Genomic DNA, 14,579 nt, shown 5'->3' with positions numbered 1-14,579 from the left:
CCATATGCGCAGATTGGATCCAGAGCTAATCTACTTCACATGGACGTCGCGCAGGAAGCGCAAAGCAACAACACGGACACGTAGGATTCTGCCAGGATGGCGGAGTGAAATGGATGTCAGGGAAACAGTCTGCAAAGCCCCGCTTCGGCGGGGTTTTCTTTTGCCTGAAGAAAAGTTCAGCTCAACCCGTCCAGGGCCGTCGGGCTACGCATGTGTTCATCCATCACCTCTTCCAGCAATGTCCGCAACAACGCCAGCGAAGCCTGTTGCCGCTGCACATCCCGACACACCAACCCCACTTTCAGCGGCACCCGCGGCTCACTCAGTGGTTTCCACAGCAACTCTTGGTCGCCATGGGTCTTTTGCGAGCGTCCGGGCAGCACAGTCGCCAGCCGCGTGTGCGGCAGGCTGTCGAGAATCCCCGCCATGTTGTTCAGCTCGGCCTGCACCTGCGGCCGGCGCCCAAGACTGGCCAGTTGTGCCTGCCAGATCTGCCGCACCTGGAACTCTTCACCCAACAGCAACATGGGCAACTCGGCCGCCTGGCTCATGGAGACCTTCTTGAATTCGCGCAACGGATGGTCCGCCGGGATGACAAGGGTCAGCTCATCTTCGTACAACGGCACGCCGTGCAAACCCGGCTGACGGGGCGGCAGGTAACTGATCCCGATGTCCAGCGAACCATTGAGTAGTCGCCGCTCGATTTCCAGGCCGGTCAGTTCATAGATCTGCACCACCAGATGCGGCTGTGCCTTGCGCACGCGTTCGAGCATTTGCGGCACCAGGCTGGAGTGGACGGTCTGCAGTACGCCAATGGCCAAGGTTCGCAGCGCCTTGCCCTTGAAATTGCCCAAGGCTTCGCGCGCGCGTTGCAAGCCATCGAGCAAGGGCAGGGCATGGTTGTACAACGTGTGGGCCGCCAGGGTTGGCAGCAGACGCTTGCTGCTGCGTTCGAACAGGCTTACATCGAGGTTCTGTTCGAGTTGGCGGATCTGCTGGGACAACGCAGGCTGGGAGATAGAAAGCCGCTCGGCGGCCCGACCGACGTGGCCCTCTTCGTAGACCGCGACGAAATAACGCAGTTGTTTGAAATCCATAAGTAATACTTATCGAAAATGCTGAGAAATCGAAATGGCTCAGTGCCTTGCCTACGCCTAGTCTAACCGCATTCACAAGGCTTACAGGGCCATAAAGCACGATGAATACCGTTTACAGCGATGGTGTTTACATAGGCAAGGCAAAAAACCTCGGACGAGGTTTTATCCGATGAATCTGTTCAACCTGCGACGCAAGCCACCGAGCCTTGATGACCTGGCGATGGACACTTCCCTGCCGGCCAGAAGCGACAACTTTTCCAGCGAGTGCCTGATGCCCAGTGTCGAACGACCGAAACAGATTTTCGTGCGTGGCCAAGGCTCCTGGTTGTGGGACAGCGATAACCGCGCTTACCTGGATTTCTCACAGGGTGGCGGCGCCAATAGCCTCGGACATAGCCCTTCAGCACTGGTCAAAGCGATTTCGGAGCAGGCTCAGTCGCTGATCAATCCGGGTTTCGGACTGCACAACCGCGGCATGCTCAACCTCGCCGACCGGCTCTGCGCCAGTACCGGCAGTGACCAGGCGTACCTGCTCAACAGTGGCAGCGAAGCCTGTGAAGCGGCGATCAAACTGGCGCGCAAATGGGGCCAGCAACATCGTGGCGGCGCTTCGCGGATCATTGTGGCCAGCAAAGGCTGTCATGGCCGTAGCCTGGGGACGATTTCTGCGTCGGACAGTTCGAATCTGATCAACCGATTCGAGCCACAGTTGCCGGGCTTCAGCCATGTCCCGTTCAATGACCTGCCCGCCTTGCATGCGGCCGTGGATGCCCAGACGGTCGCGATCATGCTCGAACCGATCCAGAGCGAGGCCGGGGTGATTCCCGCTACCGAGCACTACCTCAAGGGCGTCGAGCGCTTGTGTCGTGAGCTTGGCATTCTGCTGATATTTGACGAAGTGCAAACCGGCGTCGGGCGCTGCGGCACATTGCTTGCCGAACAGTCCTACGGCGTACGGGCGGATATCGTGGTGCTCGGCAAAGGGCTCGGTGGTGGCGTGCCATTGGCGGCATTGTTGGCGCGAGGCAAGGCCTGTTGTTTCGAAATCGGCGAAATGAGCGGTACTCATCATGGCAATGCGTTGATGAGTGCCGTCGGGCTTGTCGTGCTCGACAGCGTGCAGGACAAGGGCTTTATCGATCATATGCGGGAAACCGCTCAGCATCTGGGCGAAGGCCTGAGTCGTCTGGCCCATCGCTATGGTCACGGCGAATTGCGCGGGCAAGGGCTGCTCTGGGGGCTCGATCTGTCCGACGATTCGGCCGACGCCGTAGTCAAGGCTGCGTTGTACGAAGGCTTGCTGCTCAATGCGCCGCAAGCCGATTGCCTGCGCTTTACCCCGGCCCTTACGGTCAGCAAGGCCAATATCGACGAAATGCTCCTGCGTCTGGCCCGCGCCTTCTCCCGCGTGCGCACCGCGCAACTGCAGTGCCGCAAAGGTATTGCGGTCTGATCAAACCCGCCCTGCACGAATTTCCGAACCGTCTCGCGGTATAACGCAGCGCCCCACGTTTGATTCTTTTCGCGTGGGGCGTTTTTTTGTCTCTGCGTTTTGCCGAAGGCATTTCAGTGCTTGAGCGATAGCAGGATCAATGGTTGCCCGCGAATGGGGCACTACGATTTCAGTCCGCCAACTCCATCACCCGCCGATAAAACAACCATTCCTGCTCCAGCGCATGGGCCTGATTGCCGGCCTTGCGAAAGCCATGGCGTTCGTCTGCGTAGTAGTGGGCTTCGACCAGAATGCCGTTGTCCTGTAATGCCTTGACCATGTCGCGGGTCTGTTGCGGCACCACCACGGCGTCCAGTTCACCCTGAAAGAAGATCATTGGAACGCTGATGTTGTTCGCGTGCAGCAGCGGCGTGCGCGCGGCGTAGCGTTCAGCGTCCTCTACCGGGTCGCCGATCAACCAGTCCAGATAATCGCCTTCGAACTTGTGGGTGACGCGGCCCAGCGCAACGGGATCGCTGACGCCATACAGGCTGGCGCCCGCACGAAAGACCTTGTGAAAGGCCAATGCGCACAATGCGGTGTACCCGCCGGCGCTGCCACCACGGATAAACGCTTTATCGCCGTCGATCAGTCCGCGCCCGGCCAGGTAGCCGACCACTGCGCAGGCATCTTCCACGTCCACGTCGCCCCAGCTCAAATGCAGCGCCTGGCGATAAGCACGGCCGTAGCCGCTGCTGCCTCGGTAGTTGAGATCGGCCACGGCGAAGCCGCGTTGTGCCCAATACTGGATTCGCGGGTCGAACATCGGGTAGCAGGCCGAAGTCGGGCCGCCGTGAATGAACACCACCAACGGCGGTTTCGTGTCACCGGTCATCGCCGGGTAGAAGAAACCGTGGGCCTCGCCCGAACCGCTCGGATAACGCAGGGTTTGCGGGCGGCTGATCTGATCGGCCGGCAGGGGGACATCACCACCGGCGAGGGTCTTCACCTGACGGGTCTTGCGGTCAATGGCAATCACCGACGCCGAACTGACTGGTGAAGCGGCGATGCAGTAGATGAACTGGTCATCCTGTGCGAGATGGCGGAAGCGGCTGTAGTCGCCCGTGAAATCCTCACGGGAGCCATCGCCATGACAAAGCCCCAGTCGCCCAAAACCCTCTTCGGTCCAACTCGCCAGATAAGTGTCTTCGCTCAACGGTAACCAGGTGCAACCACCCAATTGCCAGGGCGCCGGTCCATGGTCGGCAGCAGCGCTCGGGAGTGGGCTCAGTCCTTCTGTCGACTCCACCCACGGCTGCCAGAAACCGCCGCGATCGGTCAGACAATACAGACGGCCGCTGTCATCGAATCCCGGTTGTTGCAGTGACTCCTGAGCACCGTCACCGGCCACACAATGCGGCTGCGCAAAGGTGTGATCGCGCTGGCGTTCGGCAACCATCAGGCGTGTTGCGGTCCAGGGCTGATCCGGGCGATTCCACTCGATCCAGGCCAAACGTCGACCGTCAGGACTCAAGGTCGGTGCCGCGTAGAAATCAGCGCCTTCGGCCAGCAGATGGCGTCGGCCATCGGCCAGATCGATCGCCACCAGGCGATGCCGATCGCGGTTTTCTTCCACCGCCAGCACTTGCCCGTTGGCGAACTGCAGATCGCCGTACCGGCATTCACTTGAAGTCAGCACCTCAGGCGTCTCATCGCTCAGCGATTGCCGATACAGCTGCTGATCGGCCTCGTTGACGAACACCAGCCCGTCATCGGTCAGACAAAACGCGCCACCGCCATATTCGTACACCCGGCTGCGCACACTGAACGTGGGTGGCGTCAGGCAATGGGCCTGACCGTCGCGCCACTGCCAGACTCGGCAGGCAGCATCTTCGGGGCGGTACTCGTTCCAGAACAGGCCATGTGGCCCGACCTGCAACTCGGCGAAGTCGATGCCGGCCGCGACGGCCCTGGCGGCGCTCAAGGGTTCAGCTTTTGGCGATGAGGCGTGAGTTTCGTTCATTGCGAAAGGCCAGTTGCTCGATGGTCTGGGTCGCGTGCTCGGCTTCTTCGCGGGCCTTGAGGATCACGCCGTGATGTTTCGACTTGCTGCACACCGGGTCGGCATTGCTCGCGTCACCCGTGAGCATGAACGCCTGGCAACGGCAGCCGCCGAAGTCCTTTTCTTTCTCGTCGCAGGAGCGGCACGGCTCGGGCATCCAGTCGTAACCGCGAAAGCGGTTGAAGCCGAACGAGTCGTACCAGATGTGCTGCATGCTGTGGTCGCGCACGTTGGGAAACTGCACCGGCAGCTGTCGGGCGCCATGACAGGGCAGGGCGGTTCCGTCTGGTGTGACCGTCAGAAAAATACTGCCCCAGCCATTCATGCAGGCTTTCGGACGCTCTTCGTAATAGTCCGGCGTCACGAAAATCAGCTTGCACGGATGCCCTTCGGCTTCCAGTTTCGCGCGGTATTCGTTGGTGATGCGTTCGGCGCGAACCAATTGTTCCTTGGTCGGTAGCAGGCCGACCCGATTGAGCTGAGCCCAACCATAGAACTGGCACGTCGCGAGTTCGACGAAGTCTGCCTCAAGGGCAATGCACAGCTCGATAATCCGGTCGATTTTGTCGATGTTGTGCCGATGGGTGACGAAGTTCAGCACCATCGGATAGCCGTGCGCCTTCACCGCACGGGCCATTTCGAGTTTTTGCGCGAAGGCCTTTTTCGAGCCGGCCAGCAGGTTGTTCACCTGCTCGTCGCTGGCCTGGAAGCTGATCTGGATGTGGTCCAGGCCGGCCTTTTTGAAGTCGCTGATTTTCTGCTCGGTGAGGCCGATGCCGGAGGTGATCAGGTTGGTGTAGAACCCCAGTTTGCGCGCCTCAGCGATCAACTCGGCGAGGTCCTGGCGTACCAGCGGTTCACCACCGGAAAACCCCAACTGCGCCGCGCCCATTTCCCGGGCTTCGCGAAAGACCTTGATCCACTGCTCGGTGGTCAACTCCTGGCCTTGCTCGGCGAAATCCAGCGGATTGGAGCAGTACGGGCATTGCAACGGGCAGCGATAGGTCAGCTCCGCCAGCAGCCAAAGGGGCAGGCCGATTTCGGGCTTGGGCGGTAACTTGTCTGACACGGAATCAGGCAAGTTCGATCCAGTGCTGAGCACGGGCGACCTCCATGAATTGCTCGATGTCGTCACCGAGCTCGGGCACGCCGGGGAACTGTTTGTCGAGCTCGGCGATGATGGCCGCGACATCTCGCTGGCCATCGATCAAGCCGCCGATCAGCGCGGCGCTCTCATTGAGTTTGATCATGCCTTCGGGGTAGAGCAATACATGGCCCTTTTGCGCCGGTTCGTACTGGAAACGGTAGCCGGGACGCCAGGTCGGGGTTTTGCTGCGATCAAAACTCATAAGGTGATTCCTTTATGCCAGACCCGCTGTTCGGTCACGCTGTGGTACGGCGGGCGGTTCAGTTCGTAGGCCATGCTCATGGCATCGAGCATGCTCCAAAGAATGTCCAGTTTGAACTGGAGAATTTCCAGCATGCGCTCCTGGCCTTCCCGCGTAGTGTAATGCTGCAGCGTGATCGCCAGACCGTGTTCCACATCCCGGCGAGCCTGGCCCAGGCGTGTGCGGAAATATTCGTAGCCGGCCGGGTCGATCCACGGGTAATGCTGCGGCCAACTGTCGAGGCGCGATTGGTGGATTTGCGGCGCGAACAGCTCGGTCAATGAGCTGCTAGCGGCTTCCTGCCAACGGGCCCGGCGGGCGAAGTTGACGTAGGCATCCACGGCGAAACGCACGCCGGGCAGCACCAGCTCCTGGGAGCGCAACTGATCCGGGTCGAGGCCGACCGCTTGCCCAAGACGCAACCAGGCTTCGATACCGCCGTCTTCGCCGGGGGCGCCGTCATGGTCCAGCAGGCGCTGAATCCACTCGCGACGAATCTCGCGGTCCGGGCAGTTGGCCAGGATCGCGGCGTCCTTGAGCGGGATGTTCACCTGATAGTAAAAGCGGTTGGCGACCCAGCCCTGGATCTGCTCGCGGGTCGCCCGGCCTTCATACATCGCCACGTGATACGGATGATAGATGTGGTAGTAGGCGCCCTTGGCGCGCAGGGCCGCTTCGAATTCGGCGGGGGACATTGGGGTATCAGTCATTGCGGTTCTCCGGGAACAACCGGTGGATTCTTTGGTGTCTGGTCTGACGCCTTCGCGGGCAGGCCTGCTCCTACAGAGATAGCGCTATCCCTGTGGGAGCGTGGCTGGCCCGCGAAGAGGCCATCCGCTACAGCACAATACTCATGCCGTCATAGGCCACTTCAACTTCACGACGGGCCAGCTCCGCACGCTCTGGCGAATCCTCATCGAGAATCGGGTTGGTGTTGTTGATGTGGATAAGCACTTTGCGCTGTTTGGGCAGTTGTTCCAGCACTTCGAGCATGCCGCCGGGGCCGTTCTGCGCCAGGTGGCCCATTTCCCGACCCGTGCGCGTGCCGACACCACGGCGTTGCATTTCGTCGTCGTCCCACATCGTACCGTCCACCAACAGGCAATCGCTGCTGGCCATGATTTTCAACAGCGGAGCATCGACCTTGCCCAGGCCCGGTGCGTAGAACAGTTTACCGCCGGTGCTCAGGTCTTCGACGATCAGGCCGATGTTGTCGCCCGGATGCGGGTCAACGCGGTGCGGCGAGTACGGAGGGGCGGCGCTGCGCAGGGGCAGCGGGGTGAAGCGCAGGTTCGGGCAGGCCGGCACGGTGAAGCTCTGATCGAGTTCGATACGGTTCCAGTTCAACCCGCCGTTCCAGTGGGTCAGCATGGTGAACAACGGGAACCCGGTGCTCAGGTCTTCATGGACCATGTCGGTGCACCAGACCTGATGCGGGCAGCCTTCGCGCAAGCTGAGCAGGCCGGTGGTGTGGTCGATCTGGCTGTCCATCAGGATGATTGCGCTGATGCCGGTATCACGCAGCGCGCGGCCCGGCTGCATCGGCGCGAAACTCTGGAGCTGGGCGCGGATGTCCGGCGAAGCATTGCACAGCACCCAGTTCACGCCATCATCGGAAATCGCGATGGACGACTGGGTACGCGCTTCGGCCCGCAGGCTGCCGTCGCGAAAACCTGCGCAGTTCGCGCAGTTGCAGTTCCACTGGGGGAAACCGCCGCCGGCGGCGGAACCTAGAATCTGGACAAACATGGCCGCTCCATCATTGAAAACTGAAAATAAAAACGCCCCGGCAAGCCGAGGCGTAGCACTGCATTCTCTACCAAACGGCAGAGCTTAGCGGCTTGCGAAGTACATGGTGACTTCGAAGCCGATACGCAGGTCGGTGTAAGCAGGTTTGGACCAGGACATAGAAGCGCTCCTTCAGGTGGATGGGACAGTTGAGACCTACACATATAGTCCACCTCCAGCCGGAGATGTTCAGATAGTTAGGTGGCTATGTTACTCAAAATTACAGAGTGATTGGCTGCGAATCTTTGAGAAAGCTAATTGCAGCGCCGGTAATGATCATTTTGCCACTTGCCAGCGCGTAGTCGGGCAAGGTCCGCTGGCCAGACAGCGCCAGCCACCTTCGGCCCTATTCAGTCGCTGTGCCGCGGCCAGCAAGGCTTTGCGGTCGATCTTCAGAATCGCTTGAGGTAAAAGGCCCAGATAATCCGACGAGTGGCCGGCCAGTTTGCCTTGCCAGAGCAGTTCGGCGGCCTGGGTGTTGGGCAGGGCGGTGCTGTCGAATTGATCGGCCAGGGCTTGGCGTTGGGCGATGAAGGTCAGCTCATCGATGCTTTCGATCATCCTTTCGAGCTCGCCGAGGAATTGTTCGATGTGCTGCAACAAGTCCAGAGGCGCGACGCTCGGCGATTGCACGCCGAACAACAGCCCGGTCTGACCGTTGATCTGGCGCAGGCCACTGAACACCGCGTAACCGAGTTGCAGCTCCACCCGCAAGCGTTGATAGAACGGTGTCTGGCACACGTGTGCGAGCAAGCGCCAGGCAGCTTCGTCGGCGATGTCATGGGTTGCCGTCGGACAAAAGAGTAACAGCGCGTGTTCGCTGGAGCCGGTATCGATGGCGCTCCAGAGATGCTGTGAGCCGATCGATAGAGGTGACGTCGATTGATGGTCTGGCGTTCCCGGCACACGACTCAACGCCAACCCCATCGCCGCTTGCGTCTGGGCCGACAATCCGGTCGCCAGGCCATCCCAGCGCGCACTCGACCAGAGTTGCTGCAAGTCATCCGAGGCTGCGGTGTGCTCAGTGCATAGATCGGGCAACGCCTTGAGCAGCTGTCGAATCGGCATCAATGGGGTGGCCGTCGGTGCTTCCTGTAAGAAACGGGCATCAGGTTTTGTCAGCGCTTTCAGCACATGTTCGAGGACTGTTGGCATCGGCTCCTGCAGGCCCGTCAGTTTCAGCAGCCACTCATTGCCCGATGCGCTGAAGGAAACGTCGACACCGGCCTGACGTGCATCCTCGCGCAACGGCCCCAGGTTGTTTTCCAGATTGGTCTGAAGACGGCCGTGAGGCGCGGACTCCAGGCGCCAGCGCAGATAAACCGCGCCTTCATCCGTGTTATCCGGCAACGCCTGACTGAACTGCATCGGCGAACGTTCGCGGCGACTGCGCGAGCGATCCTGGGCAAAGGTCCGCAGGCCACGGTGGGCGCTGGTCTGGCCGCGAATCAAGCCGGCATTCGGGGCTGGAGTCTCGGTACGCAAAAACGGGTTGGGGGGCGGTAGTTGCCACTGGCCGGTGAAGTTATCCACAGCGCCGATTTGTTGCAGGATTGCCTTGAGGGCGACAACGCCCTGTTCGGACAACCCCGGTTCAAGTTGCTCGCTGTCCCGTTGGGCCAGTTGCAAGGCGCTGCTGACTTGTTGTTGGCGCTGCTGCAGGGCTGCGTATTCTTCGCGCAATTGGGCCCAATCCTGACGGGAGGCAAAAAAGCCCAGCCAATCCAGAAGCCGTTCGCGGATCACGTTGCCCGATTGCGTGGCGTTTGCGGGCAGCGTGAATTCGATGTGCAGCAAGGCTTGCCCGGCATAGCAGTAGAGCGGCGCGGCTTTCAGGTTGTCTGCCAGCCCGCTGTCTCGCAGCTGCGCCAACAGGCCGCCGGGTTTTGCGGCGGTCAGCCAATGGCACAGGAACGCCAGCGCTTCGGGCGATGAGTCGGGCAGCCCTTCGAAGGTGAACAGCAGATCCAGTCGACGTTCTCCAGCCTGTTGATAACTATTGGCCGATGAATCCATCAACAGGCTGGGCTTTGCCTGGGGGACTTTTTTACCGGCGGGAATGGCAATGGCAAACGCCTGCGCCATCCCTTTCAATGCTTCGAGACTCTGCGGGCCGGCCAGGCTCAACGTCATTTGCCCGGTCTGATAAAACTGCTGATGGAAGTCCTTCAACGCTTGCTGAAACTCGGGCTGCGGAATCGGCAGGCTGTAACGGTTGCCAGCATGAAACGCCCGTAACGGGTGAGCCGCCGAGAGCCCGTCGAACAGCGCGAATTGCTGTTGGGCTGTGGCATCCCGCGACCAGGCGACAAATTCGGCGTGCAGCACTTCCCGTTCCCGCCGCTGATCGTCCGGATTCATACGCGGATGGGCGAGCATGTCTGACAGATGCTCCAGCCCAGCGCTGAACGCCTGGGGCGGCAGTTCGAAAAAGAAGTCCGTCGTCCGTTCGCTGGTGCGCGCATTCACCTGCCCGCCATGACCTTGCACATAGGCCATCAGCCCTTGTCCTGCGGGAAAGCGCTCTGTACCCAGGAACAGCAAATGCTCGAGAAAGTGCGCCAGCCCCGGCCAGGCCGATGGCACGTCGTGACTGCCGGCAGCGACCCGCAACGCAGCGGCGCCGCGCTTCAAACCGGGAGCATGACGCAGCGTCACCCGCAGACCGTTGGCCAGGGTTTCAGTGTGAAGGTGGGGGTGATTCAGCGCAGGCATGAGCACTTCCAGAACAGAGAAGCTCTAATGCTAGCGGATTAGGGGGCGTTCTCAATGAGTTTCCACACTGCGCCGGGGAAACTGATTGAGAACGCCCCCTAAGTGGATCAGCGCTTGTTCAGCGCGCCGTAAAGCTCGGGACGACGATCGAGGAAGTAGCGATTGGCTGCGCGGGAATCGATCATCAGCTGGCGATCCAGCTCACCGACAATCAGCGCTTCATCAAGACCGGCCTGGGCGATACGGCTGCCATCCGGCGCGGCGATGCTGCTCTGGCCGCAATACTGGATCTCGCCCTCGCTCCCACAGTAGTTGGCGTAAGCCACATAACACTGGTTTTCGAAGGCCCGGGCGCGGACGGTGACGTCGGCGATGAAATCGTAGGGAATCATGTTCGCCGTCGGCACCAGGATCAGCTCGGCACCGGCCAGCGCCAGACGCCTGGCGTTTTCCGGGAACTCCAGGTCGTAGCAGATCAAGAAGCCGAGCTTCCAGCCGTTGAGTTCAACCAACGGAAACTCATCCGGCCCGGGGCTGAACATCGAGTGATCGAGGTCACCGAACAGATGAGTCTTGCGGTAGTTGCACAGCCGCTCGCCATGGGCGTCGATCAACTGCACGGCGTTGTAGATCTGCCCGTCCTCGGTACGCTCGGGGTAGCCATACAGAATGGCGATCCCGGCTGCCTTGGCGATGCGCGCGATTTGCTGCGCCGACTCACCGTTGTGCACCTCCGCCAGCACGCTGACCGCATCAATGCCGATGTTGTAGCCGGTCAGGAACATCTCCGGCAGCACCAGCAAATCCGCGCCTTTGGCCTCCAGCGCCAGTTGATGCAGGCGTTGCAGGTTGCCCGCGACATCCAGGGGCAGCGGTGGGCATTGGTAAAGGGCTACGCGCATTTCGGATTCCTCTTACTCGGGCAGGGCGATCGGACCGATCTCGTTGAACACATCTCCTGGACCCGGGTTTTCGGCGTGAGTTTCACCGCCGAAGTGTTTCATGATGCCCCACACCGCGTTGAGCGAGGTCTGCACCGCGCCTTCAACCCACGCCGGTGTCCATGAAACGTCATCGCCGGCGATGAAAATCCCGCGCTGCTCGGGCGGCATGTCGTCCTGCATGAAGTGCGCGTACATGCGCTGGTTGTAGCGATAGTGGCCGGGCAGGGCGCCTTTGAAAGCCCCGAGGAAATGCGGGTCGGCTTCCCACGACACGGTGATCGGATCGCCGATGATGCGCGCGGCGATGTCGACTTTCGGGTAGATCTTCTTCAGCGCATCCAGCGCCAGCTTCACGCGCTTTTCCACTGGCTGTGGAAGCATTTTCAGCGCGTCGCTCATCCACGAGTACGACAGGCAAATCACCCCAGGCTTGTCGTCGCCGTTATCGAACAAATACGTGCCACGGGTCAGGCGATCAGTGAGGGTCATGCTCATCAGGTCGCGGCCGGTTTCCGGGTCTTTGTCCTTCCAGAACGGGCGGTCGACCATCACGAAAGTTTTCGACGACTGCATGTAGCGGGTACGGTCCAGGGCCATCCACATCTTTTGCGAGAACAGGCTCTCGTCGCATTCGATTTGGGTGGTCAGCAGCCAGCTCTGGCAAGTGGTCAGCACCGCTGCGTATTCGCGGGTATCGCCCCAGTTGTCGGTGACCGCAAAACGGCCGCCTGCCGCGTGGGCAATTTTCTTCACGCCGGTACGCGGCGCGCCGTTGTGCAACGAGCTGAGGCTGGTGCCTTCCGGCCAGTGCACGCAACGCTCCGGCACATGGCGCCAGATGCCTTGCGGCACTTGTTCCACGCCGCCGACCACCAGGTGCTGGTGATCGTCGCAGTTGGTCATCACCACGCGGAAGATTTCCAGCATCGAGTTGGGGAAGTCCGAGTCCCAGCCACCGGTGCCGAAACCGACCTGGCCGAACACTTCGCGATGATGGAACGATAGCTTGGCGAAGGCTTTGGAGGTGGCGACGAAATCGTAGAACGTGCGGTCGTCCCACAACGGCACGAGGGTGTTCCACAATTCCTTGAGGCGTGGCACGTCGCGATCGCGGATCGCCTGCTGGATCTCGCCGAAGCGCGAACCGTCTTCCAGGGCATCGGCCCAGGCGTCAGCGACTTCCTGGAACAGTGCAGGAAGATCCGCCAGTTTCTGTGCGTAATGGGTTTTGCCTTCCAGATCGATCACTGTGCTGCCAGACGCGGGGGTCAGCGGGTTCGGGAAGGGCTTGGTCTCGAGGCCGAGCTTGTCGACGTAGTGGTAAAACGCAGTGGACGACACCGGGAAGCGCATGCCGCCGAGCTCGGCGATGATGCCTTCGGCACCGTTGAACGCCTGGGAGCGCAGACGACCGCCCATTTTCGAGGCTTCGTAGACGACCGGTTTGAGGCCCAGTTTCATTAGTTCATAGGCGGCCACCAGACCGGCAATGCCAGCCCCGACGATCGCCACTTCGGCGCCGTGATTGTGCGCTGGAATGCTCCCCAGGCCGGCTGGGTGCTCGATCCAGTCGTCGAAGGCGAAAGGAAAATCCGGGCCGAAAATAGTGACTGGTTTTTTACCGTCTGCAGGATGGCGATTGTTCTTGTTCATGGCTGACCTTGCTGGCGACCCGACGCAGGATGCGCGTCTGAGTATAGGAAAAGATGGCAGCCATTCTAGAGAGCGTAGAGCACGTTAATAAGACGCAATGTGTCGTCGTTTTGCTAATTGTTTTATCAATATGACGATGTATCACTACATATTGTCGGTGTGAGCAGTGCAGCGATCCGACTTGCCCGCGAAGAGTCCCGACCAGACACCGAAGGCCTCAAACCGGCTGCCCCCGATCAATCTTGCTGCTCAGGATGATCGAAGTCGTCGTCTTCTCCACCCCATCCACACTGCCGATCTGATCCAGCAACTGATCCAGCTGCTCCGGCGAATCGGTGCGCAACCACGCCACATAATCAAACTCGCCACTCACCGCACACAGCTGCTGCACCTGAGCCATGGCGCTAAGTCGTCGCAGCACTTCCTTGCCAGACCTCGGTTGCACCGTAATCCCGACGTAAGCCTGCAATCCGCCATCCACCACACGCTGACCCAGTCGCACACCGTAACCGGTGATCACCTTGGCCTTTTCCAACCGGGCCAGGCGCGAAGTAACGGTGGTCCGGGCGATGCCCAGTTGCCGGGCAAGCATGGCCACACTTTCACGGGCATTGATCTGCAAGGCGGCGATCAATTGGCGGTCGATTTCGTCGAGAACGGGCGGGCGAGTGTCAGGCAAAGGGGCATCTCCAGCGGTACAGAGCAATGGGCTGGCATATTACAGGCAGTCCATGCCCTCAACGGGTTAATTGGATGGACACAAATTGTCACTCGTAGTCGAATGCGCAACCAGGGGCTGTGAAGCGAGGGGATCGAAATGAAGAGCATGCCTGCGGCTCTGCGCGACTATGCACTGCAGATTGCCAATCACGAAATGGGGCATTACGTCGTAGCCCGAGCCCTGGGTTTTGAAACGGGTGATGTGACCCTGAAAGTGACCATGGGCCTGACGCATCATGGCGGGGCCTCCATTACCTTGACGCGGTCCATTTCGTCGCTCGAAGCCATGAAGGAACATTTGGAAGCCCGGATAATGGTCCTCTTCGCTGGCGCCATGGCGCAGACCTTGCCTGCAAAGCACTCGCCCGAGAAACGCGTCCATAAGTCGAAAGCGGCAGCCATCCTGAACGGAGAGTTTGGAGCGGAACAGGATCACGCAAAAATAAGAGAATTGCGGTACTTGCTTCGAAATATCGCCTATCCCGATACGGATCCAGCGTCGTCTGATCGCATCATTGCTGAGCTGACAGAAATTAATGATCGCTTGTGGTTGCGCACTCAAGAAATCGTAGAGGAATTGGCCGAGACGATTACTGGACTGGCAGGGCTTCTGGTAGAGCGCATGGTCATTGTGGAGCAGTGGGGGCGGCCGGCGGATACGTATGAGGTTGTGTTGACGGGGGAAGTGCTTGAGCGGTTGCAGCCGGTGCAGGCGATCCCCTCATTGGGTGTTTGGACGTAAGCTGATTGGCAGCGACGTCCGGAGAGTATCCCGTCGAA

The 14,579-nt window shown here is 60.3% G+C and carries 13 protein-coding genes; 2 read left to right on the top strand and 11 right to left on the bottom strand.

Annotation, left to right across the window (positions count from 1 at the left end):
* Positions 1 to 176 precede the first annotated feature (176 nt).
* Complete coding sequence (locus tag LOY28_RS27090; RefSeq protein ID WP_018928825.1) at positions 177 to 1,097, bottom strand: LysR family transcriptional regulator; 921 nt, start codon at positions 1,095 to 1,097, stop codon at positions 177 to 179.
* 169 nt (positions 1,098 to 1,266) lie between these two features.
* On the opposite strand from LOY28_RS27090, the gene LOY28_RS27085 reads away from it, so the two are divergent.
* On the top strand, positions 1,267 to 2,550 hold the full coding sequence (locus LOY28_RS27085; protein WP_258612754.1) for an aspartate aminotransferase family protein: 1,284 nt from the start codon (positions 1,267 to 1,269) through the stop codon (positions 2,548 to 2,550).
* A 169-nt stretch (positions 2,551 to 2,719) separates the two neighbouring features.
* On the opposite strand, the gene LOY28_RS27080 is transcribed toward LOY28_RS27085, so the two are convergent.
* From LOY28_RS27080 to LOY28_RS27035, 10 genes are all read right to left on the bottom strand, one after another.
* Positions 2,720 to 4,552: a S9 family peptidase gene (locus tag LOY28_RS27080; protein WP_258612753.1), complete on the bottom strand. Its 1,833-nt coding sequence runs from the start codon at positions 4,550 to 4,552 to the stop codon at positions 2,720 to 2,722.
* Entirely contained in the window at positions 4,518 to 5,660 is a 1,143-nt protein-coding gene (gene pqqE, locus LOY28_RS27075) for a pyrroloquinoline quinone biosynthesis protein PqqE (protein ID WP_167331194.1), read from the bottom strand. The genes LOY28_RS27080 and pqqE overlap by 35 nt, the downstream gene beginning before the upstream one ends.
* Before the next feature lie 4 nt (positions 5,661 to 5,664).
* The gene (gene pqqD / locus LOY28_RS27070; protein ID WP_018928829.1) at positions 5,665 to 5,940 is read right to left on the bottom strand and encodes a pyrroloquinoline quinone biosynthesis peptide chaperone PqqD; all 276 of its coding nucleotides are present in this window, start codon (positions 5,938 to 5,940) and stop codon (positions 5,665 to 5,667) included.
* The gene (gene pqqC / locus LOY28_RS27065; protein WP_007936521.1) at positions 5,937 to 6,689 is read right to left on the bottom strand and encodes a pyrroloquinoline-quinone synthase PqqC; all 753 of its coding nucleotides are present in this window, start codon (positions 6,687 to 6,689) and stop codon (positions 5,937 to 5,939) included. The genes pqqD and pqqC overlap by 4 nt, the downstream gene beginning before the upstream one ends.
* A 127-nt stretch (positions 6,690 to 6,816) precedes the next feature.
* Complete coding sequence (gene pqqB / locus LOY28_RS27060) at positions 6,817 to 7,728, bottom strand: pyrroloquinoline quinone biosynthesis protein PqqB (protein WP_258612752.1); 912 nt, start codon at positions 7,726 to 7,728, stop codon at positions 6,817 to 6,819.
* 84 nt (positions 7,729 to 7,812) lie between these two features.
* Positions 7,813 to 7,887 (bottom strand): pyrroloquinoline quinone precursor peptide PqqA, encoded by a 75-nt coding sequence (gene pqqA / locus LOY28_RS27055; protein WP_009045898.1) that lies wholly within the window; start codon positions 7,885 to 7,887, stop codon positions 7,813 to 7,815.
* A 156-nt stretch (positions 7,888 to 8,043) separates the two neighbouring features.
* Positions 8,044 to 10,482: a pyrroloquinoline quinone biosynthesis protein PqqF gene (gene pqqF / locus LOY28_RS27050; protein ID WP_258612751.1), complete on the bottom strand. Its 2,439-nt coding sequence runs from the start codon at positions 10,480 to 10,482 to the stop codon at positions 8,044 to 8,046.
* A gap of 107 nt (positions 10,483 to 10,589) precedes the next feature.
* Positions 10,590 to 11,384 (bottom strand): carbon-nitrogen hydrolase family protein, encoded by a 795-nt coding sequence (locus LOY28_RS27045; RefSeq protein ID WP_258612750.1) that lies wholly within the window; start codon positions 11,382 to 11,384, stop codon positions 10,590 to 10,592.
* A 12-nt stretch (positions 11,385 to 11,396) separates the two neighbouring features.
* On the bottom strand, positions 11,397 to 13,079 hold the full coding sequence (locus tag LOY28_RS27040; protein ID WP_018928833.1) for an NAD(P)/FAD-dependent oxidoreductase: 1,683 nt from the start codon (positions 13,077 to 13,079) through the stop codon (positions 11,397 to 11,399).
* A 217-nt stretch (positions 13,080 to 13,296) separates the two neighbouring features.
* On the bottom strand, positions 13,297 to 13,758 hold the full coding sequence (locus tag LOY28_RS27035; RefSeq protein ID WP_007980298.1) for an Lrp/AsnC family transcriptional regulator: 462 nt from the start codon (positions 13,756 to 13,758) through the stop codon (positions 13,297 to 13,299).
* 138 nt (positions 13,759 to 13,896) lie between these two features.
* Here LOY28_RS27035 and LOY28_RS27030 point away from each other — a divergent pair, with 138 nt between their 5' ends.
* On the top strand, positions 13,897 to 14,541 hold the full coding sequence (locus tag LOY28_RS27030) for a peptidase M41 (protein ID WP_258612749.1): 645 nt from the start codon (positions 13,897 to 13,899) through the stop codon (positions 14,539 to 14,541).
* Positions 14,542 to 14,579 lie beyond the last annotated feature (38 nt).

This window comes from Pseudomonas sp. B21-017 (genome assembly GCF_024749245.1).
GTDB lineage: Bacteria > Pseudomonadota > Gammaproteobacteria > Pseudomonadales > Pseudomonadaceae > Aquipseudomonas.
This window is presented reverse-complemented; position numbering and strand designations above follow the sequence as displayed.